Source organism: Vibrio gelatinilyticus, assembly GCF_022836845.1.
Lineage (GTDB): Bacteria > Pseudomonadota > Gammaproteobacteria > Enterobacterales > Vibrionaceae > Vibrio > Vibrio gelatinilyticus.
The window spans coordinates 20,835-46,008 of record NZ_JAJNNZ010000021.1 but is presented as its reverse complement, the minus strand read 5'-3'; the positions used below and the strand labels follow the sequence as shown (position 1 = coordinate 46,008).

The following is a 25,174-nucleotide window of genomic DNA, read 5'->3' as shown; positions in this document are numbered from 1 at the left end:
CACCTAATCATAAGACTTTATTTAGTAACAATTTGTGGAGGGATGGCTGAGTGGTCGAAAGCACCGGTCTTGAAAACCGGCAAGGGTTAATAGCCCTTCTAGGGTTCAAATCCCTATCCCTCCGCCACTATTAAAAAAACCGCTGATAATGTCAGCGGTTTTTTTTCATTCAAAATTTGCTACAGTGTTTTCCGGTGTTCATTTTCTGACTATTTGCCTTTACTGAGTGTTATTTGGCTAAGGATGCTCGATGCATAAACAGAACCTTGCCGTTTTGTCGACCCTAGGTATTCAATCTCAAGACATAATAGAGTATGAGCTTATCCAAGAGCTTTGGAGTGGTTATGGCCATTTATTGCGAGTACACCTCAATTCGCTTGAGCAACCCTCTATCATTATCAAATCAATTCGATGGCCAGCGCAAAGAGAAAGCCTTCATCATCCTAGAGGCTGGAATACTTCATTCTCCCATCAGCGCAAACTTAATTCTTATAATGTTGAACTGAACTGGTATGCGAAGTACTCGAACCAGATGCTTAGTAAGCAAGTGGCCACTTACCTTGGATCTACTGTAGCTTCTGATGGTTATGTATTAGTGATAGAGGATCTTAGAACGGCAGGTTTACCTAAGGTGATTGATAAAGCAAGCCCATTGGAAATTGTCACCGTTCTTAATTGGTTGGCAGACTTTCATGCGTTTTGGATGGGAAGTAGTTCCGAGGGGTTGTGGGATATTGGTACATACTGGCACTTAGCAACGCGGCCTGACGAGCATGATGCACTTCAAGATAAGCGATTAAAAGCAGTGGCTAGTAAAATTGATGACATGCTAAACGCGTGCCCTTTTCAAACATTGGTGCATGGTGATGCAAAGCTTGCTAATTTTTGTTTCAGTGAGGATAGTACTAAAACGGCAGCTGTTGATTTTCAATATGTTGGTAGAGGCATTGGGATGAAGGATGTGGTGCTATTTTTAACCAGTGTCATCAGCTTTGACGAACATGCCTCTCAGATCAACGACTATCTTGATGTGTACTTTAACTCGTTGGCTACGTCCCTGTCATTTTACCGTCCCGATATGTGTGCAAGGCAAGTAGAACAAGTATGGCGTCCGTTATTTGGATTGGCGTGGGCTGACTTTCAGCGCTTTATGAAAGGTTGGTGTCCCACTCACTTTAAGGTCAATCCGCTTACGGAAGCGATAGTCGATAAGGCGTTACGAGAGATTGGCCTATAAAGAAAACGCGCTCATGTGAGCGCGTTTTGCTATGTTACTTTTCGATCAGGGTGAGCGCTTTTCTAGAAACTTCATTGGCTGCTTTTATAAGGTCTTGCTTCTCTAGTGTATCGGCGAGGTAAGCGTAGTCCGATAGGCTAGAACGTATCTCAAGTGCTTTCTCAAAATGAATTTGAGCATCAGACCATTGCTGCTCACGCAAATGAAGCTGTGCTAACGCACTATGAGCGGCTGCGTTGCTCGGAGTTTTGCTCGTATACTTCTGCAATAAAGTTATTGCCGGATGAATATCCGAAAGGTTCATCTCAGGAATGAGTAGGTACAGCTCATCTGAGGTGCTCTTTTTAAGAGCTTCTTTAATGATGGTAAACGCTTCGTGATCTGCTTTTCTTGCGATGAGTTGCTTGGTAAAGCATGTAATTAGGTGGTCATCCTGACGAGTTTTTCTTGGCAGCTTGTCCCAATGAGCGATTAGCCCTTCACTGCCCTGAGCCTCGGCAATCGTCTTCATTCTTCCACACTGAGCGTGTTGTTCTAGCTGCTCAAGCTCAAGGTTATCGATTAGTTTAGCCTTTTTAAGTTTTGGCAGTAAATCTAAGATAGCATCCCAATCTTTAAGTTGAACCAGTGTTGTTTTTAGCAATGACAATACGATAGAGTTGCTCGAATGGTGTTCTTTGAGCGTTGTGAGAACAGACAGTGCAAATTGAAAGTCTTCTTCGCGAACAGCTTGCTTAGCCCTCGTTAATTGAACAGCCAGTTCGGCATTATTTTGCTCGGAAGCTAGCTGCAAATAGTGGTCGCGTTTTTCTTTATTCCCCTGACCGAAGGCAGCTTCAGCTGCTGCTAAGTAGCATAGTAGAGGCATATCATGATGATTGGCCCAGCGTGTCACTTTTTTCTCTGCCGCTTTCCAATCACCTTCCATCAACTTAATGATGCCCTCATTAGTATAGCGACGTGAGCGTTTCAGTTTACGTACACTGAACCAGTTCCAGGTGCTACTACTGGCAGAAAGAAACCTCTTAATAACGAACTCTAGAAAAAACAGAGCCGCCAAGGTGCCGATCAAAAATATGACCAGTGTCGTTACGCTCATTTCTAGCGTTTTGTCGGCGATTGAAATAAGCACATAACCCTGCTGACCCGAAAACTGAGTACCAACAAACAGGCCTGCTCCTAAAACGACAAAGAGGAAGATAATTCGAAACATTATTTCTCCTCCGTAATGATGGTAGTGACTTCACGACGTAAACGCTCGTTGATAAAGTCTGACAGTTGACTTTGGGTTTCCAGTTTGACTGGGTAGTTCACTTGAATGTTTTGTTGACTCAATGCAGCCAAAGATTTTCCAAACTCTTTGACCGCATTATCATTGTTATCAAAGAAAGACTTTGACCATTGTTCAGCTGTAGACAGTGATAGCTGATAAACTTCGCCTTGCTCTTTGTACACTGAACGAATGGCGGTCTCGAGTTTAGATTTAATATTTTCTCTTAAATAGAAGTGCTGCTCTGGTGAGAGCAGTGGAATAACATTTCCATCTCGCGTGCGAAAAGTAATGAAGTTTTCAGAGAAGTTTTTTAGTGATGTCTTTAGATTATCTTGCCAATCATAAAGATCTTGAGAGACTTCTTTTTTGACCTCTTCCGGCGCGTCAGGAAGAATAGCGTTGGCAAGAGGAAGAGTGTCTACTGTCTGCTGTAAGCTTGTCAGTCGCAACACCAAGCCGTCTCTGTCAATAAGAGGAACACTTCTTAGTTTGGTAATATCATTGGCCATAGCTTGACGGAGTGAGACGAGACTCGGATCATTTAAGGCTGCGATGCGTTGATCGGCACTTTCCATCAAACGTGTCGCGCTAACAACGTCATGTTCCAAAAACAATTTACGGCCAGCGAGTTTAACCAAATAGTCAGCTTCGGCGAGTAGCCAATCATTTGGACGTCTGCCTTTGACATCGGCGACAGCCAGTTGCAAGCTTGCGATGCTTTTTTGCTGCTGCCCAAGTACCACTTCAGCTTTATGAGCAGCGGTCGTTGCTTGACTAATTGTTTCTTCTTTCACTTGAGTCATCTGTGAGGAGATGATGTTATTTGAGGAGTCTATCTTGGCTTCTAGCTGCGCTATCTTCGCCTCATAATCTTGTGCTTGTTGTTGTAGCTTAAAGGCTAGACCACCGCCAAACGCAATCGCGATAACGATAGCGATACTGGCTAACTTAACGCCACGTTTTCCTTGTTTCTCAGCAGCTAAGTCACTTTTGTTGGACATCTCTGCTTTGAGGGTTGTCTGCTGTTCGACAGCCGCTGAACTGTCAGAGTCTGTGGTGTCGAGGGCTTCTTTGTGTTGTACCACGTCTTTTTTGTCTTCAGATGGAGTTTGCTCATCGTTTTTTTTATTGGTCATGCTTAAGTCCTATTCTTAGACGCTGGAGAGCAGCAAGTAGTTGGGTATTGGATGCGCCTTTGGCGTTAGTTATATGCAAAAAGCCATAGTCTTTAGCCTGTTGCAATATTCGCTCGCTCGGCACTATTAACGTTTGTTTAAATAACCAGGGTGTTTCATGAGCGAGTACAACACTAGACACTAAATGCTCTAGTTGCTCACCGCTGGTTACAATCAAGGTATCGATGTGGCTATCTTGCCACTGTTTGATATCTGACTGAAAAGATATGGGCAATTTTGTGCGAACATACACCTCTTCATAGTTGACGCGAGCTCCGCGGGATGTCAGGGTTTGCTCAATGAGTTCACGCCCACCATTACCACGCAGTATGATGATGTTTTTGCCTTTGACCTGATGTAATTCAGGAAGTTGCAGCAGATGTTCGCTGTCGCTAATCTCAGGGTAGTGTACGTTTTGTTGGCTTGCTTTGCTTAATTCGTGCGCAGTTTTTTGACCAACGCCAAGATAAATACACCCCTTAGGCCAAGATGCTTTTTCGTTGCCGAATAACTCTTGAATACCACTTACCGCATATTGACTCACAGCAATGATGATATCGGCTTTCTTCAAGCTATTGAGCCAATTGGTATTTTTAGTGTTGGTCTTGATTTCTACGAATGGGAAGTGGAGGGCAATGCCCCCCGAATCACGGATAGATTGGCATAGCAGTTCGCCACTAGAGCCTGGACGAGCGACCAATATAGGCATAAATTACTCGTGATCAGCGTAGAGGCGCTCTAGGATTTCTTTCGCACCTTGCTCAAGTAGCTGGTTTGCCAAAGTAACGCCAAGAGTCTCAGCTTCTTCACGTGGTCCTTTAATGTCTCCACGAACCATCTCACTACCATCGGGTTCTCCAACCAAAGCTCGCAACCAAATATCGTTACCGTCTAGCACTGAATAGCTACCAATTGGGACTTGGCATCCACCTTGTAGGGTCAAATTCATTGCGCGTTCGCATTTTACTCGATCGGCGGTGTCGAGGTGGTTCAGAGGTTCTAACAGTTTAATCAAGCGATCATCATCTAAGCGGCACTCGATACCGACAGCGCCTTGGCCTACCGCTGGTAAGGAAACCTCCGGTTCAATGAAGCTCTTGATACGATCTTCAAGGTGCAGTCTCTTTAGCCCCGCAGCAGCTAGAATGATGGCGTCGTAGTCACCATTGTCGAGTTTGCCAAGACGAGTACCAACATTCCCGCGCAGTTCTTTGATATTCAGATCAGGACGACGCTCTTTTAATTGGCACTGACGCCTTAGACTACAGGTACCAACGCTAGCCCCTTGAGGCAATTCATCAATGTGGTTGTACGTGTTGGAGACAAATGCGTCTCGAGGATCTTCTCGTTCGCAGATAGTGACTAGACCAAGTCCTTCAGGGAAATCAACAGGGACGTCTTTCATTGAATGAACCGCCAGATCGGCTCTGCCTTCGAGCATGGCGACTTCGAGCTCCTTCACAAATAACCCTTTGCCACCGACTTTGGCCAATGGAGTATCGAGTATGATGTCCCCTTTGGTTACCATAGTGACCAACTCTACCTCTAATCCTGGGTGAGCGGCAATTAAGGCGTCTTTCACATAATGTGCTTGCCACAGAGCCAGCGGGCTTTTGCGGGTGGCGATACGAATAGGAGCGGATGAATTCATGGTTTTCTCATCAATGTAAAACGAATGTTCTAATCCTATCATTCAAGTCAGGAAAATCTTAGTATTTCGTAATTTAGCGGTGAATCGAAACAAGGCCAGTTGCAATAGATTGCTGGGAGTGTGATGTTTGTCGCATTTGTTCGTTGCGCTATTGTTAGAATTGGCAGCTACTATTTATCAACGAATGGTTCGCCTAGATGATGGCAGACACGCTGGGAAGACTCATGCTTTAGCTTTACCTGATTTAATAAAAGTGTTAAATTGATCACGTTTTAATGCTGGATTAGAGCAAAAGCTAATCATTATGTACAAATAGAATTCAACCTAGGAAAACCCTTTGCAGGTATACACTCAAACATTAACTCAGCGATTAGATAAACTGAATCGACAACGTATCGAAAGAGCGTTGACGCTGATGGACTTGCAAGGGCAACGTATTTTCCAACTCATACCTGCTCTATTTCACTTCAATCACCCTATAATCCCAGGATATTTCGAGCAATCAACGCCGCGTGGAGTCTATGGTTTTCAGGCCAATGAGATACAACAAACTTTCATCGACGATGTGGAATTGGCTCTCGGCTCTAAGTTAGCAAGATCAGAAGATAATCAGATCCTTGGGCTGTATACCATGGGCAGCACCTCTTCTATAGGTCAAAGTACTTCGAGTGACCTAGATATTTGGGTGTGTATCTCACCAAGTATGACGACGGAAGATCGTGAGAGCTTGAGCAATAAATGCTTGCTCATCACTGACTGGGCGAAAGGCTTAGGCGTTGAAGCTAATTTTTTCCTGATGGACGAGTTGCGTTTTCGCAGTAATTTTTCTGAAGAAATGACAGGTGATAATTGCGGCTCGTCTCAGCACTTATTGCTGCTCGATGAGTTTTATCGTTCGGCCGTGTGTTTGGCTGGACAGCGACTGTTATGGCAAATCGTTCCGCCAGAAATGGAAGAATGCTACGACGAGTATGTCGAATTACTGTGTCGTAATGGTTATATTCAACGTGATGAGTGGTTGGATTTTGGTCGATTGAATCGAATTCCGGCCGAAGAGTATTTTGGTTCAAGTTTATGGCAACTCTATAAGAGTATTGACTCACCCTATAAGTCAGTACTTAAAGCCATTTTATTGGAAGCGTATTCTTGGGAATACCCTCACACCCAACTATTGAGTATTGATACCAAACGTCGCTTTTTTGCCCATGAACCCGACCTGTACGGCATGGATGCATACTATCTTATGCTGGAAAAGGTGACACTCTATTTAGAGCGCATTGGTGATCATAGCCGCTTGGACTTGGTCAGGCGCTGTTTTTACCTTAAAACTCATGAAAAACTGTCTAGAGCACCTAGTGCCGGCTCCGTCGCATGGCGTCGTGAAGCGCTAATGGAGATGACCTCGAATTGGGGTTGGTCTCATGAGGTCTTAAAAGAGCTTGATAATAGACGTCATTGGAAAGTCGAACAGGTGATCGTGGTACACAACGCTTTGCTTGACGCCTTGATGTTGAGCTACCGTAACCTGATTCAGTTTGCTCGCCGAAATGGGATAACCTCGGCGATTAGTCCGCAAGATATTAGCATTCTCGCTCGTAAGCTTTACGCTGCCTTCGAGGTGCTCCCAGGTAAAGTGACTCTTCTTAATCCACAGATCTCACCAGATTTGCACGAGCCTGACCTTAGCTTTATAGAAGTAAAAGAAGGTCGCACTAATAAGCCAGGGTGGTATCTGTATAAGCAGCCTTTGGTCGCGCACAAAATTTTGGGGCAAGCAACGCTGCAGCACAATGAGTATTTAAGCAAGTTAGTCGCGTGGTCTTTCTTTAATGGTTTGATCACCGAGTCGACACGTCTTAATTCAGTAGTGCGTGAAGCACACATTGATATCGATAAGTTCTATCAAATGGTTAGCGACTTGAGGAATACTTTTTCTCTGCGAAAACGCAGACCGAGTATGCAGGCGTTGGCTAGTCCTTGTGAGATCAGCCAGTTAGCGATGTTCATTAACTTTGAAAATGATCCTACCAGCGATTTGTCCGCTAAATCTATGAAAGTGGATCTCAAGAATATTGATATCTTTAGCTTTGGTTCGCAAGGTTGTAGTTTGATTGGCAGCGTAGATTTAGTGTATCGAAACTCGTGGCATGAAGTGCGTACTCTGCACTTTACAGGCGAAACGGCCATACTTGATGCGCTTAAAACGATATTAGGTAAGATGCATCAAGATGCGATCCCGCCAGATTCTGTGGATGTGTTTTGTTATAGCAAGAATCTGCGCGGCGTGTTAAGAAACACAGTGTATCAACTGTTAGCTGAGTGCATTGAATTACGTCTTAAGCCAATTGAGCAAGAGAAGCGTCGTCGCTTTAAGGCAATTAAGATTGCTAATCAGATGTACGGATTGTTCTTTGAGCGTCGTGGGGTTTCAGTACAGCGTCTAGAAAATTCTGTTGATTTTTACAGCAGCATTTCCAGCAACAAGCTTCAAGGTGCCCCCTTGTTAATGTTGGATCGCGAAGAAGAGTATCACTTGCCTGACGTTGTTGATGGCTTTGCCAGTGAAGGGTTAATACAGTTCTTTTTTGAGGATACCGATAGTGGTTTCAATATCTATGTTTTAGATGAGAATAACCAAGTTGAGGTTTACCATCAAATGAGGGGCAGTAAAGATGACATGATCTCGAGTGTAAACAGTTTCTACACCTCGAATATTAGCCAAGAAAGTGAAATGGCGACGAAAATCATCAACTTTAATTTACCGCAATACTATCAGTTGGTGCACCCCGAAGATGGGGAGGCTTACGTGATCCCTTATCGTAATGATGCCTCTCCCAACTCAAAGCTATCCAAGGCGGTCAACGCCAACGCTTAGTTCCAGTCTATCGTTTCGCCAGCATGCTTCACGCACTCCTGTTTGACCATTTCAAACAGTTCCACACCCGTCTTGGAGCACGTCCACTTTTCGTCAATCAACTTAAAGTGAAAGCCGCCAGAACGGGAAGCAAGCCAAATCTCACGCATAGGTTCTTGTCGGTTAATGATAATCTGACTGCGATCGTCAAACTCCAGTGTCATCACGTTGCCCGTCACCTCGTAATCTATGTCGGCGCCTGATTCATCGATGGCTTCTTCAATATTTTGCATCTGAATATCGACCAGTTGATGAAATTCCGTATCGTTCATCTTTGTTATCCTATTGCTTTTCTAAATCCTGATGCGATTATAGGGGGCATTGAAACAATAATCACGATGTACAAAATGAAAAAGACAGTTACGGCACTATTAATGCTCGGAGTGATGACTCTTGTTGGATGTGGCCAAACAGGTCCATTGTATTTACCAGCGAAACCTCAGCCGACGAATGAGCAACCTCAGCCAGTCAACGACCAATAATTGTAAGCGCGATTGAATTAGCATAAGGGATATGAGAATTGGATTATTTTAACTATCAGGACGATGGCCAGCTTTGGGCCGAAAATATATCGTTATCATCACTCGCGACTGAATATGGCACACCTTTGTATGTCTATTCACGTGCAACATTAGAACGCCATTGGAATGCATTTGATAAATCGGTTGGCGAGCATCCTCATCTAGTGTGTTATGCCGTGAAAGCAAACTCTAATATCGGCGTGCTTAATACCCTAGCACGTCTGGGTTCTGGTTTTGATATCGTTTCTGGTGGAGAGTTAGAGCGTGTGATTGCTGCCGGAGGAGACCCTGCTAAAGTGGTATTTTCTGGTGTAGGTAAAACGGCGCAAGAAATGCGTCAAGCTCTAGAGCTAGGTATTAAGTGCTTTAATGTTGAATCAGAGCCAGAGTTGGAACTTCTGAACCAAGTGGCAGCATCATTGGACGTCATTGCACCGATTTCTTTGCGTATTAATCCCGATGTAGACGCGAATACTCACCCTTATATCTCTACAGGTTTGCGTGATAATAAATTTGGTATCGCTTTTGATAAGGCGCCGGCAGTTTACAAGTTTGCCCAAAGCTTGTCGCACCTAAATATACAGGGCATTGATTGCCATATCGGTTCACAATTGACCGATATTGAACCTTTTATTGATGCCACGGATCGCTTGTTGGCTTTAATTGGTGATTTGTGTGCTGATGGCGTTGAAATTAAACACTTGGATGTTGGCGGTGGCTTGGGAGTGGTTTACCGAGATGAATTACCACCACAGCCGTCTGATTATGCTAAGGCACTGCTGGCTCGACTAGATAATCATCCAGATTTGGAGCTTATTTTTGAACCAGGCCGCGCTATAGCTGCCAATGCAGGTGTCTTACTGACGAAAGTTGAGTTCTTAAAGCATACCGAACACAAAAATTTTGCTGTTGTGGATGCAGCAATGAATGATCTAATGCGCCCAGCCCTGTATCAGGCTTGGCAAGATATTGTTCCTGTGATCCCTCGCGAAGGAAAATCTGAAACCTATGATTTGGTTGGTCCTATCTGCGAAACAGGTGACTTTTTGGGTAAAGATCGTGACCTCGTATTGGAGCAAGGTGACTTATTGGCTGTACGCTCCGCAGGTGCCTATGGCTTTGCAATGTCATCAAACTACAACACTCGAGCCCGAGCGGCTGAAGTCATTGTAGATGGTAATCAGGCACATTTAGTACGACAACGAGAAGAGCTGTCTAGCCTTTGGGCTCTTGAAAGCATCTTACCGGAGTAATAGAGACCTTATGCACTTTCACTTTTCTAAAATGCACGGATTGGGTAATGACTTCATGGTGGTCGATTGCATTACTCAAAATGTATTCTTCTCTCCTGAGTTAATTCGTCGCTTGGCGAATCGACACACTGGTGTTGGTTTTGATCAGCTTCTCATTGTAGAGGCACCTTACGATCCTGAAACCGATTTCCATTATCGAATTTTCAATGCAGATGGCAGTGAAGTTGAACAGTGCGGCAATGGCGCTCGATGCTTTGCCCGATTTGTACGAATGAAGGGGTTAACCAATAAATACACGGTAAGTGTCAGTACCAAAAAAGGGAAAATGATACTTAAGATTGAAGACGATGATCTTGTGACCGTGAATATGGGAGCTCCAGAGTTCGAACCTAACAAGATCCCTTTTAAAGCCAAGCAAAAAGAGAAAACCTACATCATGCGTGTGGCGGAAAAAACATTGTTCTGCGGAGCTGTTAGCATGGGTAACCCTCATGTGGTCACCGTTGTCGATGATACGCAAACGGCTGATGTTGATGCGCTTGGGCCATTGTTAGAGTCTCACGAACGCTTTCCTGAGCGAGTGAATGCTGGCTTCATGCAGGTGATTAATCGCAATGAAGTCAATCTGCGGGTTTATGAGCGCGGAGCGGGCGAAACACAAGCCTGTGGTAGTGGTGCCTGTGGGGCTGTGGCGGTTGGAATCGTACAGGGATTATTGAACGATAAGGTTTTGGTTCACTTGCCAGGAGGTGATCTCACCATAAGCTGGAGCGGTGAAGGAAGCCCTCTTTACATGACCGGGCCTGCAGCGCATGTGTTTGATGGTCAAATTTCTTGCTGATGTGGTGCTGCTTCAGCACTCAGTGATTGCTTTTTGACGTTGAATTGATAAGCGAAACAGATTGCCTGTTCGGATCTACAGAGATTGTGTATATACTTGAAGTGGTTGAATCTTTCACAGGGTTCAACCACTTTTTATTTAAGTTGAATATAAAGGATACGTTTTGTCTCAGTTTGAAGCCGACAATTTGACAGCGGAAGTCGTCGCACAGTATTTGCAAGAGCACCCAGATTTTTTTAACGGACGTGAATCTCTCATTGAGCGGCTGTCCCTTCCTTATCAACAACAAGGCACCGTGTCTTTAGTAGGGATCCAGCTGAAAAGACAGCGCGATCGCATTGAAGCTCTAGAAGAAGAGATCACAGCCTTGATGTCACTGGCAGCCAGAAACGACCAAACTTTCTATGAGTTCATGTCGCTACAAGAAACGTTACTTAAGTGTTCAGACTTTCATTCAGTGATCCAGGCCATCAGAGCGACCGCGCGCAGCTTGAATTTGAAGTCGTATATCAAACTATTGAATCATGAGCATATACCCCATGCACTATCGATGGATAACTGGCAAAGGTTTAGCGCTAACCATTTGAACGGGAAAGAGGCTTACCTAGGGAGATTACGACAAGCGGACAGAGATAGCTTATTCTCCGATGATAATGCACCGGAGCTAGGTTCGTACGTGGTGTTGCCGCTCAAACGTCAATTTGCTCAGGGGATTTTGGCCTTTTCTAGCGAAGACGGAGGCCATTTTCAGCCAGAAATGGATACCCTGTTTTTGCGCCATTTGTCCTATTTAGTGTCTTATTTGAGTGATAATCTAGTTTGGCACCGTCACGAGGAAGAGCATGTCAGACCCAATACTGCCTAGTCGTTTAGCCAAATCTTTGCAGCGCTTTTATGAATACCTAAGAAGCGAGAAAGGCTTAAGCTTGCATACTCAGCGTAACTACCGCCAACAACTTGAAACTATGGCCTTACACCTTTCAGAAATGGGCTTAAAGGATTGGAGTCAGGTTGATGCGGGCTGGGTAAGACAGGTGGCGAGTAAAGGAATGCGTGAGGGTATGAAAGCCAGTAGCATTGCTACTCGCCTATCATCGCTGCGTAGCTTCTTCGATTTTCTCATCCTCCGTGGAGAACTCACCGCGAACCCTGCAAAAGGGGTCAGTGCACCAAGAAAGCAGCGGCCGTTACCTAAGAACCTCGATGTTGATGAAGTCTCACAGTTATTAGAAGTGAACGAAGAAGATTCTTTGGCGGTTCGTGATCGAGCTATGATGGAGTTGATGTATGGTGCTGGCTTACGTCTTGCTGAAATGGTCAGTATCGACGTTAAGCATATTCACTTTTCAAGCGGTGAAATTCGGGTCATTGGCAAGGGTGATAAAGAGCGTAAAGTTCCGTTTTCCGGTCTTGCCCTCGAGTGGGTAAAAAAGTGGCTGAAACGACGCAGTGAGTTTGCCAAACCGAGTGAATCGGCGTTATTTGTTTCAAAACTGGGCACTCGTATTTCTCATCGCAGCGTGCAAAAGCGTATGTCTGAATGGGGGCAAAAGCAGTCTTTGGCTAGCCACGTTAGTCCGCACAAGCTACGGCACTCATTTGCGACACATATGTTGGAGTCAAGCAATAACCTACGTGCGGTACAAGAACTGCTAGGACATGAAAACATATCCACTACGCAAATCTATACGCATTTGGACTTTCAGCATCTGGCGCAAGCTTACGATCAGGCTCATCCAAGAGCACATAAAAAGGGAAACAAAAACTCATGAAGGTATATCGTTCAATCCCGAGAATAACCGCATTGACGTTTGACTTGGATGATACGCTTTACGAAAACGGTTCTGTGATTCGTCAAGTTGAGCAAAAAGCGGCAAAATGGCTTAATCAGCATCACCCAGTGAGTTTGAATTGGAGTGCGAAGCAATGGCAATCTCTGAAAATGGATCTTTTGCAGATATTACCTGAACTCCGCCACGATGTGACGTTATGGCGTCATACCCAAATTCGTCAGGGATTAAAGCTTTTGGGTTATGATGATCCCAAAGCTCAGTCTGCTGCCAATGAACTTATAGCGCGAGTCTTACAATGGCGTAATCAAGTCTCGATACCAAGTGAAAGTCATGACGTCCTAGCACAGCTTAGTCAGTCATTACCACTTGTCGCGATCACTAATGGTAACGTCAATGTGGATGCCATTGGATTGTCAGAATACTTCACGCTAGTGCTGAAAGCGGGCCCTGACGGCAGAGCAAAACCGTTCGCTGACATGTTTCTTAAAGCCCAGCTGCACCTAGATATGCCAGCGAGTCACATTCTTCATGTTGGCGATCATGTCATTACCGATGTCTATGGAGCCAAACAGCATGGGTTTAGTGCTTGTTGGTTTAACGATAGCGGGGCAACCTGCCGTCAAAAAGACAGGCTTAAATTGTTACCCGATATTGAAGTATCATCGTTGTCATCGCTATTGTATTTTATTTAGCGTTGATGCCCACTGCGCTCAGCCTGAAAGTTGGCGAGGTAATGTGCAAAAAACTCTTGCATACGCAGCGCAGTCTGCTGGCTTTCCAAAACAGCAATGACTTCACTAACAACCTCAAAAGTACACAAATTACCCGCTTGTTGGTTGCGACGCAGTTGGTACTGGGAAGTCTGGCTTGCCGCGACATGAACCTTTGGCAAAGCATTGAGCCAAGGGCTGCGTAACAACATTTTTTTCGCTTCTTGCCAAGTGGCATCGAGTACAATTATGTGGGCTTGACTGACATCTTGGTCGCACAGAGTCGATATCTCTGTGCTGTTGTCTGACGGATACAACACCACAGCTTGTTGTGGCGAAGGTAAAGTTACAAGCTTTTCGCTAGGGATCTGGCGAGCCCATAATTCAACATCCACATTGCTAAGCAGCCGGGTCAGTATTGCACCGGTGTTGGTGGCTCTTGAGCGCTCATTGGGATGAGTCAGCAGGGTAAAATTGAGCTGCGACGTGATGGATGGGATCGCATCGCAGTAGCAGTTGTATTGAAAGCCACATTTGCGGCAAGCCATTTCAGTTTTCATTACCTACCGCTCACTTTGCGCGAAACAGAACCAAACCGCCGTTGGCAATGGGGTAGAGTACGTCACCCACTTTCTCCTGCGTTGCGATAAGGGAATTGTCTTTTAGAGTAAAGATTCGCTGCGAAACTAAGTATTGTTGCTGGTGGCGCGTCATAATCACTTGCACTTGTTTGTCATTGAGTTGCTGCCAAAAACCCCGCTCGATCGTGGCCGGAGAATTGTCGGAATACTCATAGGTCGTGACGGCGCTGTGATCCGGCAGTAATGTCATCTTTACGGTAAAACCGCTATTTTCTGTTGATTGTGCTAAGTATTCACCGCTCCAGATTAGTGTTGCATCCAGGTTGGAGAGCATCGCGCAGCCTTGCCGCTTGTTGCCGTCTGACAGATAAGTCGCGCTCCAGCCATACATGGTATCACTCATGGTGTCATTACATCGTTGTTCAGCAAGAGTCAGCTCAGCCTGTTTAAATTGATAGTATCGGCTTTGGCTGTGCAGCTGCTTATTGACCAGTTCAAGCGATTGTTTTTCTTGGCCCAATTCCTGAAAGATCGCCAAATTATTTTGCTCAAATCGGATCGACCAAAATGGCTCGTTACCAAGAACCTGCGTTGCCCTTACCGGTTGTTCGCAGCGTTTAGGATTTTCAGTGGTCAGCAGATTCACGGTTTTAACCACAAAGCGGCCACTGTAGTCGGAATCAAAGCCACGGTGACTGGGTGGCTCTAGGTAGCCAATCACCTCAGCATAAATAGGCTGGTAGGGACTGGTGATCATCGATTGTGCTTGCTGCTGAATATCGAGAGGCAGATCGAGCCAAAATTGTTGATGACTGCCACAGGGCTGTAAGGTGCGAGACTCGTGACCGATCACCGCCATTCCTCGGAGCACGTAACTTTGCGGTATGACCGATTCAGGACGCTGAAGTTCAGCACTGTTGATGCCTTTTTGCGGAGCTTGAGATTGATTTGTCGTGCTGCAAGCTTGTAGCATAGCCAGCAACATACTCATTAGTGCGATATGAGATACTTTCATGTTGTATCTTCCTTAAGACGGTCGGATTGTACAGGAACTATTATGGCATATTGGCTATTTAAAACAGAACCCGATGAATTCTCTATTAACACGTTGCAGTCAAAAGGCGTCTCTTGCTGGGAAGGCGTTCGCAATTACCAAGCGCGGAATATGATTCGGGATCAAATTCAGGTGGGTGACCAAGTGTTTATTTATCATTCATCTTGCAAGAACATCGGCATTGCCGGTGTAGCAAAAGTGATTAAAGGGGCTTACCCCGATCACTTTCAGTTTGACCCAACCAGTGACTATTATGATCCCAAGTCGGATAGCCATCAACCTCGTTGGTTTATGGTAGACATCGAGTTCGAGCTAAAGTTTGATCGAATTCTGCCTTTGTCTGCATTAAAGGTTATGCCTGAACTCAGCGAGCTTGCGGTAGTCAAAAGGGGAAATCGACTATCAGTCATGCCAGTTTCTGAATCGGAATGGCAGGCCATTATGATACGGGTGAATGCAAAGTAACAAAAGCACCCACTTCGCCACTGGCGTTATGGGTGCTAACTGTTTACAGCAGGTTGTCGCACAGGTAATGAGCCACGGCATCGTGCTCGTTGGAGCCAATGACTTCATTATCAGGCAGCGCTTTCATCACTTTATCGTGTGATGTGCCCATAACTAGCCCTTTACCGGCCATAGAAAGCATTTCAACGTCGTTCATGCCATCACCAAATGCAATACAGTTGTCCAGGTTAAGGCCAAGCTTCTCAGAGACAGCTTGCAACGCAGCGCCTTTAGACACTGCTGCATCCATGACCTCCAAGCACCAAGGTGTGGAAAAAGAAATATTGAGTTGATCTCCAAAAGTCTCTCTGAGTTGCTGTTCAAATTCAACTAAGTGTTCATGGTCGTGCTGTGGATGAGTGATGAAAATCTTGGCAATGCCATTTACTGGAGCGTTATCAACATCAAACAGCTTGTAGCTAAAGCCTGAATCACTGTGAAACTTCTTAAAATAATCGTCTTCTCGGCTTAATAACCAATCTTCATCCTGATACATATGGACGAACAGGCTGTCGTCTTGCTTGAGGATATCAACTACGGGCTGTACTAAAGACTCTTTGACATTGCCACAGTACAGCAGCTCGTCATGCTGATCATGGACACGTGCGCCGTTGGCCGTGATCATGTAGGCGGGAATTCCAACCACTTCTCGGATGCCGGCAACGTCGACATGGTGACGGCCTGTGGCGAAAACAAATGTGAATCCTTTCTCATGCAGTTTCTTTAAAGTGAGCTTAGAAAACTCGCTGAGCTGGTGGTTCGGTGCTAGCAAGGTACCATCCAGATCAGAAGCAACAATTTTAATAGAGGAAGTCACATTTTGTTCGGTCATAAATATCTCTTTGCAAGTTCGGCTAGGAATAACACGGAGCATTGTATGGTATATCTGACACAAAAAAGAGGGTAAAAGCGTCAGAATTTGTTTTCCTCATTTACTGCGTGTCTGTTTAAAGGTTAAAGAAGGCTCCAATAGCCGATAATGCCGCGTTGCGGTACTGATCGGATTCAAATAGAACTTCGTGTTTAGCGCCGTTGATAGTCAGGCTTTGAACCTTTGGGTTGGTGCGTTGAAGTTTATGCACGAACTTGATTTGAGAGTCATTGCAGACGATTTTGTCTTCACCAGCCTGAACCAGAAGCAAGGGGATAGAAATCTGTCTGGTTTGCTGGATACATTGCTTAGCAGCGATAAGTCCTTGCCAAACCCATTGAGTGCTTGGGCCACCTATTTTTAGTTCGGGCTTGTCTTCATAAAGGCGGCGAAACCATTGATAGCGTACTCGACTCTGACTGAGAGGGTTAATCTCAAACGGCTTGGGGGCATATGACTGATAGCCTGGCGCATAGGTGGGGGTCGGGTACAGTGCGGTCATGATCTGGCTGACAGTGATGGCGAGCGGCTTAAAATACCAGGGTATATTTACTCCATACATCGGTGCGCTTAAGGCGATTTTGTCAAAGCCATGATCAGGGTGAGTTTGAATATAACGGGTGGCTATCGCCCCCCCCATTGAATGGGCCAGTATCATGCGCTGCTGGTAGCGTGAAAGCGGGAAAAAGGAAACGAGATCATCCATATCATTGATGTAATCATCAAAGTCTATGATGTGGCCCATTTGAGGATCGGGAGCAAGGTGTGTCGACAGCCCTTGTCCTCGATGATCAAACGAGTAAACATCATAGCCTTGTTGGTAGAAGTCGTAGAAAAGTTCCTGGTATTTCCACGCAGATTCAATGCGACCGTTGACCACCAAAAGGGCTTTGTTGTGCTTTGGGTGAGTCAGACTACACCAGAACAGTTGTTTATTGTCTTTGGTCGAGAAATAGCCTTCATCACGAGTTTCCCATAGTGCGGCTATGTCTGCTTGGATCGCTTGCTCAAAATTTGACTCTTGCGTATAAAGGGTAGCAGCTGTAGATGTTTCACTCATTAATGAACCTATATTCCAAGAAATGTGCTCTTTACGACATGATATCGGTAATACAGTATTAATGCTCTCTTACTGTATCGAAGTGGGTAGAATGTAGGGTTAAGATGAATCAAGTAGTTGGGAATTGCAATGGATTATCATGTTTGGTTAGCGTATGTCGTTACCGCAATTGTGTTTAGCTTGGCACCAGGCTCGGGTACGGTTAATTCCATCAGTAATGGCATTAACTATGGAACGAAAAAGTCGCTAGCAGCCATCTTAGGACTGCAAATTGGTTTGGCCTTTCATATTGCTTTGGTTGGGGCGGGTATCGGCGCTTTGGTCGCTCAGTCAGCGGTAGCGTTCTCCCTTATTAAGTGGATTGGTGTCGTCTATTTATTGTGGCTCGGAGTACAGAAGTGGCGTGAGAAAGCCAACATCCAATCCTCTGAGCAGCCGTTACCTCAAAGCTCAGTGAAACTGTTACGTAGCGCTATTTTGATTAATCTGACTAACCCCAAGTCTATTGTTTTTCTGGTTGCGCTATTCCCGCAGTTTTTGGATCCAGGTAAAGATCAGTTGCCTCAACTTCTTGTGTTAGGAGTCACCACCGTATGTATTGATGCTTTTGTGATGCTGGGCTACACCTCTTTGGCAGCGCAATTGGGACGTTATATTCGTTCAGAACGCATTATGGGACGAATTAATAAGGTATTTGGCTCGATGTTTGTTGGTTGTGGTGCACTTCTGGCGGCCGCCAAGTCTTAAAAGTAGCCAAAATGATTAAGGAGCGTTATTACGCTCTTTTTTTATTATGCGGCTAGAGCTTGATATTAACCTGAAGAGCCAGGAAGCAAGGTCAGCATATTCTGATAGGCGATCTGATGAGCCACATCGTCGGGAAGAGCATTTAGCAGTGGAGCCCAGCTCATCAAGGCTTTTTCCTGGTAGCCAAAAGAGCCGACAATATCAGAGCCGATGACAAATCGGTCTGGGTAGCGTTTAACGAGCTCAACCCAGCGAGGATCGGCTTTACCTTTAACCATAATCACATCGGCCAATGTCCAGGAGGCCAAGATATGCAAGTTATCATGTTCATCGAGCAAGTGACTGACGGTGTCGTACAGGAAATCCAGTGACAAATGCTTGGTGAGTGTCGACGTTGTTCCAGCGTGCGCCCACAAGAATCGAGTGTTGGGACTCGATGCTAGTGCCTGCTTGAGCTCTCTTAGATAAAGAGGGTTGTTTTCGCGTCGCGAAGTAATATTTGAATGCAGAATGACGGGCAAATCGTATTTTTCGGCGAGTTGATAGACTTTGAGCAGTGCAGGGTGATTCGCTCGGGGTTTTTCATCGGCCGTGAGTGCCGTCAGGTGATCATGACGGGTAATGATTTCGCCAATGCCTTGCCAAAAATCAGGGCGAAATTTAAGTTCACGCTCTAGTTGTTCGGCAGCATTGAGATCGGTGGTATTAATACCACTAAGGAAAGGGTGCAAGCGTTCTTGTTGCTGCTTAGGCAAGCTTTCTATTTGTCTGGCAATGATTTCATCGGTCTTCGGGTAATAATAAACAGGAGCATCGTCCCCGTAGACAAATCGGGGCGATTTGGGTTGTGACATGTCCCACTTTTTAATGACCGGTAGGCCCATTACGTAGGCGTGGTCGATATTCAGCTTGTCCATGTTGTGGATAAGCGCCTCGGCACCTTCACCACGTTGAAAATAGTCGACCAGATGGACTTCTGCATCGTTTATTGCGCCTTGGTAACCAGCACTGCATGCAACAGAGAGAAGCCCCAACAAAGGAGTGACCAGTATTCGGAGTATGGAATGAGTGTTCAAGTAACAGTCCTTCAAAAGAGAGCTTTTATCATCTAACCCTAGCATTCAAAGGATGGGAATAAAAAGCCTTAATTGCGCTGTAAGGCAAAATGCAGAAAGCGTTGACCTTGATAAGTCAGTATTCCTCGATCACCGGGGTTGAGGTGATGATAGTACTGAACACCAATTTGAAATTCTCTTTTGGGGCCAAAGCGGCCCTTTCTCACGTAGATCCAATATTCTTCTTCATGACTGTCTGGGTCTGTGGGAGTCACGGCTTGTTTATCTAAAATAGTCACCAGCGCTTGCTGCTCTGGCGCGTCTTTCCCTGAAATGTGTTTGGTATAAAATAGAGAGAAAAAACAAGCGGCTACAATTATCAGAATGAAAATCGAAAGTATCAAAACAGTCGGCATGATGACCTCTTTAGAAACGCGAGACTTGAATTGACAGTAAGATCGCATACTTTGCATGTGAAAAACGAGTGGAGTTGTACAGCATATTGCGATTTGAGTGTCACATCACACTAATAGTCTGTGAGGTCCGCGACATCTTTGCCTGAATTTGTCTGGCTTGTATCGATCTATTTGAAAAAATCGATAAGAATAATAGTAATGGTTCCACATTTAGGCGAGCAGCAGTCAATGTTCTCGAAGGCTGACTCATAAGGAGATCTGAGTATGGCTGATATTGATAGAGTGGTTAGGCGCTCTCGGCGTATTGAACAATTGTTGAGAGAGCAATACCGTGCCAACGGCAAGGGGCTACACCAACTGATATCGAGTTGTGAGGAGCGTTTGCCTCACGACGTGATTGCAAAACTCAGATACGTAGCGACCATCAGAAACAAGGTGGTACATGAAGATGATTTTGAGTTGGATGATCAGCAAGACTTTCTACAAGTCTGTGATGAGTGCGAAGAAGAGCTTACCCCCCGCAGCAACCGATTTATCTGGCGAGCCGCCTTTTGGTTAATGGCGCTCATCACCTTGCTTGCGCTTGGCTTCTATTATATTCACTGGGAAAAAGTGATGACCATTTTGTCGTAACGTTAGATTCATAAAAACAAAAAGGGACGCCAGATAGGCGTCCCTTTTTTGTAAACGACAAGTTTAATACATCATTGGCAGTGTCATTAGCCCAACTACCACGGCGATCATTACTAGTCCCTGCTTTTGAGAGGAAGAAATCATAACACTGCTCCTTTTTTAATTCTTCAATCTATGTATTTAGAATAGCACTGCTTTTGGTGTTTGATCAACCATTTTATTGCCAACTCTTCATTTTTGTATGTTTTCTTTCATATTGATGACCGTATGTGGGCAATGAAACATGGTTTTTTTATTGGTTATTATGTGAGTTGTTGTCACTGTTTTGCCTTTCTTGGGGTTCAACTTATTGTTTTTAATGGCCTAATAGTGGGTTAATAGTTGTTCTCTTTTGTTCTTTGTGTGTTTGGTAGCTTTGGATGATCTGCTGGTGGTGATGGCGAGAAAATCACATTGTAGGCTAATTTATTACACGCCGTTTACTGTGTTCGAGGATTGAAAGCCACACTTCTTATCAAAATGAGCAGATAAATCAGGAAAATGACTCTCAGCTTCACCGGTAGGATGATTGGTGCAATTTAGAAGGTTTGATGATTATTTCCTCTTTATTTACAGATAATTAATATTGGTAGATTATTTTAAATATCGCTTTTTAAATCCTATTTCTAGCTCTTTACCTGATGTTATTGTTAATAGACTCCATCAGGAGCAAGCAAACGTTTGCTTTATCATTGTTGGTATTGGTGCCAAATGCAATTAGGGAGAACCATAACCGAAATTACAATTTTGTCTGCTTTTGAACGGCGAGTGCTTACTTAGCCTTGTGTAGCGAAGGAATTTTTCTTTTAAGGTAAGTCCAACTTTTATAGCTTGATACTGGACATGTCTAATTGGCCACATACACTGGGTTCGAAAATTATAAATAGGTGGGTTTATGTGGAGCTGGCTTGCGATTGCTTTGTCGTCATTACTATCAATTTTTGCGTCAGTGAATAACAATCGTTCTTGGTCAATTGTTTTTGGTTCATTTACCCATATCTTGCTTATGGTGTTAGTGGTCGGCCAAATGGGTAGCTGGTCTGCAAAGATTTACTGGCTTGTAGCTGGCCTTGGGCTGTTTCTCATCGTTGATGCTGCCGGGTACATGAAGTTGTCCCATAAAATGTGCTTTCTGGGGTATATAGTCGCCCAAGTGTTTTACAGTAAGTTCTTCTGGTTGCAGATACAGTCTGATGTGGTGTTATGGCTTCCCGCTTTGTTGGTCGGTATAGCCGTTGTCACCTTTTTCCTTTTGTTGCCACGCTTAGATTCTTTAGTGCTCCCAGTGACAGTTATGGGCTGTGCCTTACTTTTATTGGTTTGCAGTGCCGGGGAAGTGTGGTTAACCACTCATAGTCAAAGTGATTTTTTAGGCTTTTTGGGTGCCCTAATTATGGCTGTTTCAGCGCTGCTATTTGCTGTTGAAAAATATAAGCGGCCTCGGTCAGGTGCTCGTTATCTAATTTCGGGTAGTTATTTTCTATCACATGCACTGATCGTCGCTTCGGTGTTATAATTTGCCTGTTTGGTATAGCTTTAGAAGTTATCAACGTTAGATGTCGTAAGAGGTGTATACAAATGTCGAAATCGGTTCATGCACACAAAGTGCTTAACTTGCTTCGTGAGCAAGCGTTGTCTCAAGATGAGTTATTACTAAAGATAGCATCGGATTTCGGAACCGATGTGAGTTTTCATACCTGTAGTCGAGAGGGATTCGATGTTCAGTCTCTACTCACGTTCTTTATCGCAAAACAGAAAGTGACGTTAACCGACGGTAAATTTCACCTCAACGTAGAACGTGTCTGTTCACATTAATCAGTCAAGTCGCACGAATTCAGAGAAGCAGCCGTTCTAGGCTGCTTTTTTTGTACTTCGAAATCATCACATCACCCTGCTATACTTGCCGCCATGTCCCATCGCTACCAGGCTGTAATCAATGGATATTCTATCCGCAGCGACTATGTTGTTTTTAATCATGGATCCTCTAGGGAACCTACCTATCGTATTGTCGATACTTAAGCATCTCGACCCTAAAAGGCGTCGGATAGTACTCGTAAGAGAGCTGTTTTTCGCGCTGGCTATTTTACTGCTGTTCCTTTTCGCGGGACAAAGTATTCTAAGCTTCTTACATGTCGAACCTGAAACGCTCAGTATTTCAGGCGGGATCATCCTCTTTATTATTGCCATTCGCATGATCTTCCCACAGACAGGAAGTGTGACGGGTTTGGCCGCGGGTGAAGAGCCGTTTTTTGTTCCAATGGCGATACCAATGATTGCAGGTCCATCCGTGATCGCGTCTTTGCTGTTGCTGTCTACCCAGAATCCAGATCAACTTTTGGAGCTTTCTGGAGCGGTGATGATTGCATGGGGAACCACTTTCTTCATTCTCATGTTCTACAACTTCTTCCATAAAATGCTCGGCGAAAGAGGCCTGAAAGCCATCGAAAGGTTGATGGGATTGTTATTGGTAATGATTTCGACGCAAATGTTCTTAAATGGTGTGAAAAGCTATTTAGGTGGGTAGGGTTATCAGGCGCTAATGTGATACGCAATAAAAAAGCCGCTTTAAGCGGCTTTTTTTACATCATGTGTTTACGTCGAATATCGAGCAACGCGAAGATGCCAAATACCAGAATGGACCACTTTTCCCAGCGGGACATATTGACCTTTTCACCGAATGCACCGATGAAAATCAGCATTTGAACACCGTGCATCATAAACAGAAAAGCCGTCATTATGTATAAGGCAATGGCTGCTTTTCCTGGAAAAGGATGAAAAATATTCACCAGCAATACAAACCAAACAAAGGCTATAGCGGCTTTAGCTATTAGCAGAAGTATTTTCATTTTTCATTCCTCTCAAATAAGCGATAACAGACCTGTCCTGCTGTTTTCTCTTTTGTTAGCTGCCAATGTTCTGGAAGGTTCGGTAGCTCAAGTTCTTTTTCTGTCTCTATATAAACTACGGCATTTCGTGCCAGCCATCCATTGCTTTCCAACTTATCGATAGTTTCGGCCAACAAACCTTGTCGAAAAGGAGGGTCGATAAAGACAACGTCATAAGCTTGCCCAGACTGAGCCAAGTATTGCAAAGCGTCACCGTGGTGTACTTCGATATTGGTAGCAGCCACCCGCTCTATATTTTCCTTAATCTGTCGGAATGCTTGATCATTAAGTTCCACCATAGTGACCAGCTCGGCCTGACGCGATGCAGCCTCGAAGCCTAAGCCCCCCGAGCCAGAAAAGACATCAAGACACTTAGCGTGTGGAATGTCTTGAGCGAGCCAGTTAAAGAGCGTTTCTTTAACTCGATCGGTCGTTGGGCGAAGCCCTTGTGCATCGTGAACAGGGAGTTTTCGCCCTCTCCACAGTCCGCTAATAATGCGAACACTGCCAATTGAGGCTGTTTTTTGTGATGGGGTTTGCTTGCGACGTCTAACCATTGATTTTTTGACCGCCAATAAAGTGATATTATACCTAGCCCTAAAGCATGGGTGTATTTCGACAAATGATAAAGTGTATCAATTTAGGATAAAACTTTTCACTGCTTTGTCATAATTTGTTTAATACAAAGATAAGCTCATGCCATGATTTAGATATTTGAAAAGCACGCTCTAGGATTGCTCCAGATGACAGAAAAGAAAAAACGCGGATTACTCTCTTGGCTTGGTTTTGGCGATGAAGAACAAAGCGAGAACAAGCAAAATGAACAGTCTCAAGAGGGCTTGGAAAAACAAAGTACAGCGGATACGACGGCATCGTCAGAGCAAGCCGATATTGAGCGAGCAGAGCCAGAGCTAGAGAATGTTCTTGCAGAAGCAGAAGCAGAAGCAGAAGCAGAAGCAGAAGCAGAAGCAGAAGCAGAAGCAGAAGCAGAAGAGCGAGCAAAAGAGCCTAGAATCGTAGAGCAAGAAAAGCCGACAGAGAGCTTTTTTGTTCGTCTAACGCGCAGCTTGAGTCGAACCAAAGCGAATATAGGTTCGGGCTTCTTCGGTATGTTCAAAGGCAAACAGATCGATGATGAGCTGTTTGAAGAGCTTGAAGAGCAATTATTAATTGCAGATGTGGGAATGAATACCACCGTCAAGATCATTGATAGCTTGACGGAAAAAGCCTCTAAGAAAGACCTGAAAGACGGTGAGGCCCTATACGGATTATTGAAAGAAGAGATGGCCGATATACTGAGCCACGTAGAGAAACCATTAGAAGTGGATACCAGTAAAACGCCGTATGTCATTCTTATGGTGGGTGTTAATGGTGTAGGGAAAACCACCACTATTGGCAAATTAGCTAAACAGTTTCAAGCTCAAGGCAAGAAAGTGATGTTGGCTGCTGGCGATACGTTCAGAGCTGCAGCGGTCGAGCAATTGCAAGTTTGGGGTGAACGAAATCAAGTTCCCGTGATTGCACAGCATACGGGAGCAGACAGCGCCTCTGTTATTTACGATGCTATTGAAGCGGCAAAAGCTCGTGGTGTGGATGTTGTTATTGCCGATACCGCTGGCCGTTTACAAAACAAAGCTAACTTGATGGAAGAGCTGCGTAAAATCGTCCGGGTAATGAAGAAAGTGGACGACTCTGCACCTCATGAAATTATGCTAACGCTTGATGCCGGTACAGGGCAAAACGCGATTAGTCAGGCGAAATTATTTAGTGAGGTTGCCCCATTAACAGGGATCACCTTAACCAAACTGGATGGTACGGCGAAAGGTGGCGTAATCTTTGCCATTGCAGATCAGTTCGAGATCCCAATTCGTTACATTGGGGTTGGTGAGGGTATTGATGATCTGCGTCAATTCAAGTCGCATGACTTTATTGAAGCGCTATTCAGCAGAGAAGACTAATAG

The 25,174-nt window shown here is 44.7% G+C and carries 28 protein-coding genes and 1 tRNA gene; 16 read left to right on the top strand and 13 right to left on the bottom strand.

Annotated elements, in window-relative coordinates:
- Positions 1-36: 36 nt before the first annotated feature.
- Positions 37-127 (top strand) — tRNA-Ser (locus tag LNL84_RS18225).
- A 123-nt stretch (positions 128-250) separates the two neighbouring features.
- A complete protein-coding gene (locus LNL84_RS18220) occupies positions 251-1,237 on the top strand; it encodes an ecdysteroid 22-kinase family protein (RefSeq protein ID WP_244359152.1) in 987 nt (328 codons plus the stop codon).
- Positions 1,238-1,271: 34 nt separating this feature from the next.
- On the opposite strand, the gene LNL84_RS18215 is transcribed toward LNL84_RS18220, so the two are convergent.
- The 4 genes from LNL84_RS18215 to hemC are packed head-to-tail and all read right to left on the bottom strand — an operon-like array spanning position 1,272 to position 5,336.
- The gene (locus LNL84_RS18215; protein WP_244359150.1) at positions 1,272-2,450 is read right to left on the bottom strand and encodes a heme biosynthesis protein HemY; all 1,179 of its coding nucleotides are present in this window, start codon (positions 2,448-2,450) and stop codon (positions 1,272-1,274) included.
- On the bottom strand, positions 2,450-3,646 hold the full coding sequence (locus LNL84_RS18210; RefSeq protein ID WP_425244338.1) for a uroporphyrinogen-III C-methyltransferase: 1,197 nt from the start codon (positions 3,644-3,646) through the stop codon (positions 2,450-2,452). Before LNL84_RS18210 ends, LNL84_RS18215 begins: the two co-directional genes overlap by 1 nt.
- Positions 3,636-4,394 (bottom strand): uroporphyrinogen-III synthase, encoded by a 759-nt coding sequence (locus LNL84_RS18205; RefSeq protein ID WP_244359147.1) that lies wholly within the window; start codon positions 4,392-4,394, stop codon positions 3,636-3,638. The genes LNL84_RS18210 and LNL84_RS18205 overlap by 11 nt, the downstream gene beginning before the upstream one ends.
- Before the next feature lie 3 nt (positions 4,395-4,397).
- Positions 4,398-5,336 carry a hydroxymethylbilane synthase gene (hemC, locus tag LNL84_RS18200; RefSeq protein WP_244359145.1) on the bottom strand — a complete coding sequence of 313 codons (939 nt, stop codon included), beginning with the start codon at positions 5,334-5,336 and terminating at the stop codon, positions 4,398-4,400.
- Positions 5,337-5,673: 337 nt separating this feature from the next.
- On the opposite strand from hemC, the gene LNL84_RS18195 reads away from it, so the two are divergent.
- Entirely contained in the window at positions 5,674-8,211 is a 2,538-nt protein-coding gene (locus LNL84_RS18195; protein WP_244359143.1) for a class I adenylate cyclase, read from the top strand.
- Here LNL84_RS18195 and cyaY read toward each other — a convergent pair.
- Positions 8,208-8,522, bottom strand: a complete 315-nt coding sequence (gene cyaY / locus LNL84_RS18190) for an iron donor protein CyaY (protein WP_244359142.1) — start codon at positions 8,520-8,522, stop codon at positions 8,208-8,210. The two genes, LNL84_RS18195 and cyaY, sit on opposite strands and share 4 nt — an antisense overlap.
- Positions 8,523-8,597: 75 nt before the next feature.
- On the opposite strand from cyaY, the gene lptM reads away from it, so the two are divergent.
- From lptM to yigB, 6 genes are all read left to right on the top strand, one after another.
- Positions 8,598-8,732, top strand: a complete 135-nt coding sequence (gene lptM, locus LNL84_RS19845; RefSeq protein WP_425244337.1) for an LPS translocon maturation chaperone LptM — start codon at positions 8,598-8,600, stop codon at positions 8,730-8,732.
- A 38-nt stretch (positions 8,733-8,770) separates the two neighbouring features.
- Positions 8,771-10,024, top strand: coding sequence for a diaminopimelate decarboxylase (gene lysA, locus LNL84_RS18180; RefSeq protein ID WP_244359140.1), 1,254 nt, complete (start codon positions 8,771-8,773; stop codon positions 10,022-10,024).
- Between the two features lie 10 nt (positions 10,025-10,034).
- Positions 10,035-10,865, top strand: a complete 831-nt coding sequence (gene dapF, locus LNL84_RS18175; protein ID WP_244359139.1) for a diaminopimelate epimerase — start codon at positions 10,035-10,037, stop codon at positions 10,863-10,865.
- 163 nt (positions 10,866-11,028) lie between these two features.
- Positions 11,029-11,730 (top strand): DUF484 family protein, encoded by a 702-nt coding sequence (locus tag LNL84_RS18170; protein ID WP_244359138.1) that lies wholly within the window; start codon positions 11,029-11,031, stop codon positions 11,728-11,730.
- The gene (gene xerC / locus LNL84_RS18165; RefSeq protein WP_244359137.1) at positions 11,708-12,637 is read left to right on the top strand and encodes a tyrosine recombinase XerC; all 930 of its coding nucleotides are present in this window, start codon (positions 11,708-11,710) and stop codon (positions 12,635-12,637) included. The genes LNL84_RS18170 and xerC overlap by 23 nt, the downstream gene beginning before the upstream one ends.
- Positions 12,634-13,350: a 5-amino-6-(5-phospho-D-ribitylamino)uracil phosphatase YigB gene (yigB, locus tag LNL84_RS18160; RefSeq protein WP_244359136.1), complete on the top strand. Its 717-nt coding sequence runs from the start codon at positions 12,634-12,636 to the stop codon at positions 13,348-13,350. Before xerC ends, yigB begins: the two co-directional genes overlap by 4 nt.
- On the opposite strand, the gene LNL84_RS18155 is transcribed toward yigB, so the two are convergent.
- Both LNL84_RS18155 and LNL84_RS18150 read right to left on the bottom strand, forming a co-directional pair.
- A complete protein-coding gene (locus LNL84_RS18155; protein ID WP_244359135.1) occupies positions 13,347-13,928 on the bottom strand; it encodes a tRNA-uridine aminocarboxypropyltransferase in 582 nt (193 codons plus the stop codon). The two genes, yigB and LNL84_RS18155, sit on opposite strands and share 4 nt — an antisense overlap.
- Positions 13,929-13,938: 10 nt before the next feature.
- On the bottom strand, positions 13,939-14,964 hold the full coding sequence (locus tag LNL84_RS18150; protein ID WP_244359134.1) for a COG3650 family protein: 1,026 nt from the start codon (positions 14,962-14,964) through the stop codon (positions 13,939-13,941).
- A gap of 42 nt (positions 14,965-15,006) precedes the next feature.
- Here LNL84_RS18150 and LNL84_RS18145 point away from each other — a divergent pair, with 42 nt between their 5' ends.
- A complete protein-coding gene (locus LNL84_RS18145) occupies positions 15,007-15,468 on the top strand; it encodes an EVE domain-containing protein (protein WP_244359133.1) in 462 nt (153 codons plus the stop codon).
- Between the two features lie 43 nt (positions 15,469-15,511).
- Here LNL84_RS18145 and LNL84_RS18140 read toward each other — a convergent pair whose 3' ends face one another.
- Positions 15,512-16,339 (bottom strand): Cof-type HAD-IIB family hydrolase, encoded by an 828-nt coding sequence (locus tag LNL84_RS18140; protein ID WP_244359132.1) that lies wholly within the window; start codon positions 16,337-16,339, stop codon positions 15,512-15,514.
- Between the two features lie 115 nt (positions 16,340-16,454).
- Positions 16,455-17,438: an alpha/beta fold hydrolase gene (locus LNL84_RS18135; protein WP_244359131.1), complete on the bottom strand. Its 984-nt coding sequence runs from the start codon at positions 17,436-17,438 to the stop codon at positions 16,455-16,457.
- Positions 17,439-17,567: 129 nt separating this feature from the next.
- Between LNL84_RS18135 and rhtB the strand changes: the two genes are divergently transcribed.
- The gene (rhtB, locus tag LNL84_RS18130) at positions 17,568-18,185 is read left to right on the top strand and encodes a homoserine/homoserine lactone efflux protein (RefSeq protein WP_244359130.1); all 618 of its coding nucleotides are present in this window, start codon (positions 17,568-17,570) and stop codon (positions 18,183-18,185) included.
- Positions 18,186-18,250: 65 nt separating this feature from the next.
- On the opposite strand, the gene LNL84_RS18125 is transcribed toward rhtB, so the two are convergent.
- Both LNL84_RS18125 and LNL84_RS18120 read right to left on the bottom strand, forming a co-directional pair.
- Complete coding sequence (locus tag LNL84_RS18125; RefSeq protein WP_244359129.1) at positions 18,251-19,261, bottom strand: amidohydrolase family protein; 1,011 nt, start codon at positions 19,259-19,261, stop codon at positions 18,251-18,253.
- Positions 19,262-19,329: 68 nt separating this feature from the next.
- Positions 19,330-19,656 carry a DUF2500 domain-containing protein gene (locus LNL84_RS18120; RefSeq protein WP_244359128.1) on the bottom strand — a complete coding sequence of 109 codons (327 nt, stop codon included), beginning with the start codon at positions 19,654-19,656 and terminating at the stop codon, positions 19,330-19,332.
- A 264-nt stretch (positions 19,657-19,920) separates the two neighbouring features.
- Between LNL84_RS18120 and LNL84_RS18115 the strand changes: the two genes are divergently transcribed.
- The 4 genes from LNL84_RS18115 to LNL84_RS18100 all read left to right on the top strand — a co-directional run bounded on the left by LNL84_RS18115 (position 19,921) and on the right by LNL84_RS18100 (position 22,852).
- Positions 19,921-20,289: a DUF4145 domain-containing protein gene (locus LNL84_RS18115; protein WP_244359127.1), complete on the top strand. Its 369-nt coding sequence runs from the start codon at positions 19,921-19,923 to the stop codon at positions 20,287-20,289.
- Between the two features lie 934 nt (positions 20,290-21,223).
- Positions 21,224-21,844: a lysoplasmalogenase gene (locus tag LNL84_RS18110; protein WP_244359126.1), complete on the top strand. Its 621-nt coding sequence runs from the start codon at positions 21,224-21,226 to the stop codon at positions 21,842-21,844.
- A 62-nt stretch (positions 21,845-21,906) separates the two neighbouring features.
- Positions 21,907-22,143 carry a YecH family metal-binding protein gene (locus LNL84_RS18105; protein ID WP_244359125.1) on the top strand — a complete coding sequence of 79 codons (237 nt, stop codon included), beginning with the start codon at positions 21,907-21,909 and terminating at the stop codon, positions 22,141-22,143.
- A gap of 121 nt (positions 22,144-22,264) precedes the next feature.
- Positions 22,265-22,852: a YhgN family NAAT transporter gene (locus LNL84_RS18100; protein WP_244359124.1), complete on the top strand. Its 588-nt coding sequence runs from the start codon at positions 22,265-22,267 to the stop codon at positions 22,850-22,852.
- A gap of 55 nt (positions 22,853-22,907) precedes the next feature.
- Here LNL84_RS18100 and LNL84_RS18095 read toward each other — a convergent pair whose 3' ends face one another.
- Positions 22,908-23,174, bottom strand: a complete 267-nt coding sequence (locus LNL84_RS18095; RefSeq protein WP_244359123.1) for a DUF1145 domain-containing protein — start codon at positions 23,172-23,174, stop codon at positions 22,908-22,910.
- Positions 23,171-23,770, bottom strand: a complete 600-nt coding sequence (gene rsmD, locus LNL84_RS18090) for a 16S rRNA (guanine(966)-N(2))-methyltransferase RsmD (protein ID WP_244359122.1) — start codon at positions 23,768-23,770, stop codon at positions 23,171-23,173. The genes LNL84_RS18095 and rsmD overlap by 4 nt, the downstream gene beginning before the upstream one ends.
- A 186-nt stretch (positions 23,771-23,956) precedes the next feature.
- On the opposite strand from rsmD, the gene ftsY reads away from it, so the two are divergent.
- Complete coding sequence (ftsY, locus tag LNL84_RS18085; protein WP_244359121.1) at positions 23,957-25,171, top strand: signal recognition particle-docking protein FtsY; 1,215 nt, start codon at positions 23,957-23,959, stop codon at positions 25,169-25,171.
- The last annotated feature ends 3 nt before the right edge of the window (positions 25,172-25,174 follow it).

Coding starts and splice junctions, on each gene's coding strand:
- LNL84_RS18115 (WP_244359127.1), top strand. CDS start 19,921: ATGGCTGATATTGATAGAGTGGTTAGGCGCTCTCGGCGTATTGAACAA.
- LNL84_RS18150 (WP_244359134.1), bottom strand. CDS start 14,964: ATGAAAGTATCTCATATCGCACTAATGAGTATGTTGCTGGCTATGCTA.
- xerC (WP_244359137.1), top strand. CDS start 11,708: ATGTCAGACCCAATACTGCCTAGTCGTTTAGCCAAATCTTTGCAGCGC.
- cyaY (WP_244359142.1), bottom strand. CDS start 8,522: ATGAACGATACGGAATTTCATCAACTGGTCGATATTCAGATGCAAAAT.
- LNL84_RS18210 (WP_425244338.1), bottom strand. CDS start 3,646: ATGACCAATAAAAAAAACGATGAGCAAACTCCATCTGAAGACAAAAAA.
- LNL84_RS18100 (WP_244359124.1), top strand. CDS start 22,265: ATGGATATTCTATCCGCAGCGACTATGTTGTTTTTAATCATGGATCCT.
- LNL84_RS18120 (WP_244359128.1), bottom strand. CDS start 19,656: ATGCCGACTGTTTTGATACTTTCGATTTTCATTCTGATAATTGTAGCC.
- LNL84_RS18155 (WP_244359135.1), bottom strand. CDS start 13,928: ATGAAAACTGAAATGGCTTGCCGCAAATGTGGCTTTCAATACAACTGC.
- rsmD (WP_244359122.1), bottom strand. CDS start 23,770: ATGGTTAGACGTCGCAAGCAAACCCCATCACAAAAAACAGCCTCAATT.
- rhtB (WP_244359130.1), top strand. CDS start 17,568: ATGGATTATCATGTTTGGTTAGCGTATGTCGTTACCGCAATTGTGTTT.
- LNL84_RS18205 (WP_244359147.1), bottom strand. CDS start 4,394: ATGCCTATATTGGTCGCTCGTCCAGGCTCTAGTGGCGAACTGCTATGC.
- LNL84_RS18220 (WP_244359152.1), top strand. CDS start 251: ATGCATAAACAGAACCTTGCCGTTTTGTCGACCCTAGGTATTCAATCT.
- ftsY (WP_244359121.1), top strand. CDS start 23,957: ATGACAGAAAAGAAAAAACGCGGATTACTCTCTTGGCTTGGTTTTGGC.
- LNL84_RS18215 (WP_244359150.1), bottom strand. CDS start 2,450: ATGTTTCGAATTATCTTCCTCTTTGTCGTTTTAGGAGCAGGCCTGTTT.
- LNL84_RS18110 (WP_244359126.1), top strand. CDS start 21,224: ATGTGGAGCTGGCTTGCGATTGCTTTGTCGTCATTACTATCAATTTTT.
- dapF (WP_244359139.1), top strand. CDS start 10,035: ATGCACTTTCACTTTTCTAAAATGCACGGATTGGGTAATGACTTCATG.
- LNL84_RS18105 (WP_244359125.1), top strand. CDS start 21,907: ATGTCGAAATCGGTTCATGCACACAAAGTGCTTAACTTGCTTCGTGAG.
- LNL84_RS18145 (WP_244359133.1), top strand. CDS start 15,007: ATGGCATATTGGCTATTTAAAACAGAACCCGATGAATTCTCTATTAAC.
- yigB (WP_244359136.1), top strand. CDS start 12,634: ATGAAGGTATATCGTTCAATCCCGAGAATAACCGCATTGACGTTTGAC.
- hemC (WP_244359145.1), bottom strand. CDS start 5,336: ATGAATTCATCCGCTCCTATTCGTATCGCCACCCGCAAAAGCCCGCTG.
- lptM (WP_425244337.1), top strand. CDS start 8,598: ATGAAAAAGACAGTTACGGCACTATTAATGCTCGGAGTGATGACTCTT.
- LNL84_RS18135 (WP_244359131.1), bottom strand. CDS start 17,438: ATGAGTGAAACATCTACAGCTGCTACCCTTTATACGCAAGAGTCAAAT.
- LNL84_RS18095 (WP_244359123.1), bottom strand. CDS start 23,174: ATGAAAATACTTCTGCTAATAGCTAAAGCCGCTATAGCCTTTGTTTGG.
- LNL84_RS18140 (WP_244359132.1), bottom strand. CDS start 16,339: ATGACCGAACAAAATGTGACTTCCTCTATTAAAATTGTTGCTTCTGAT.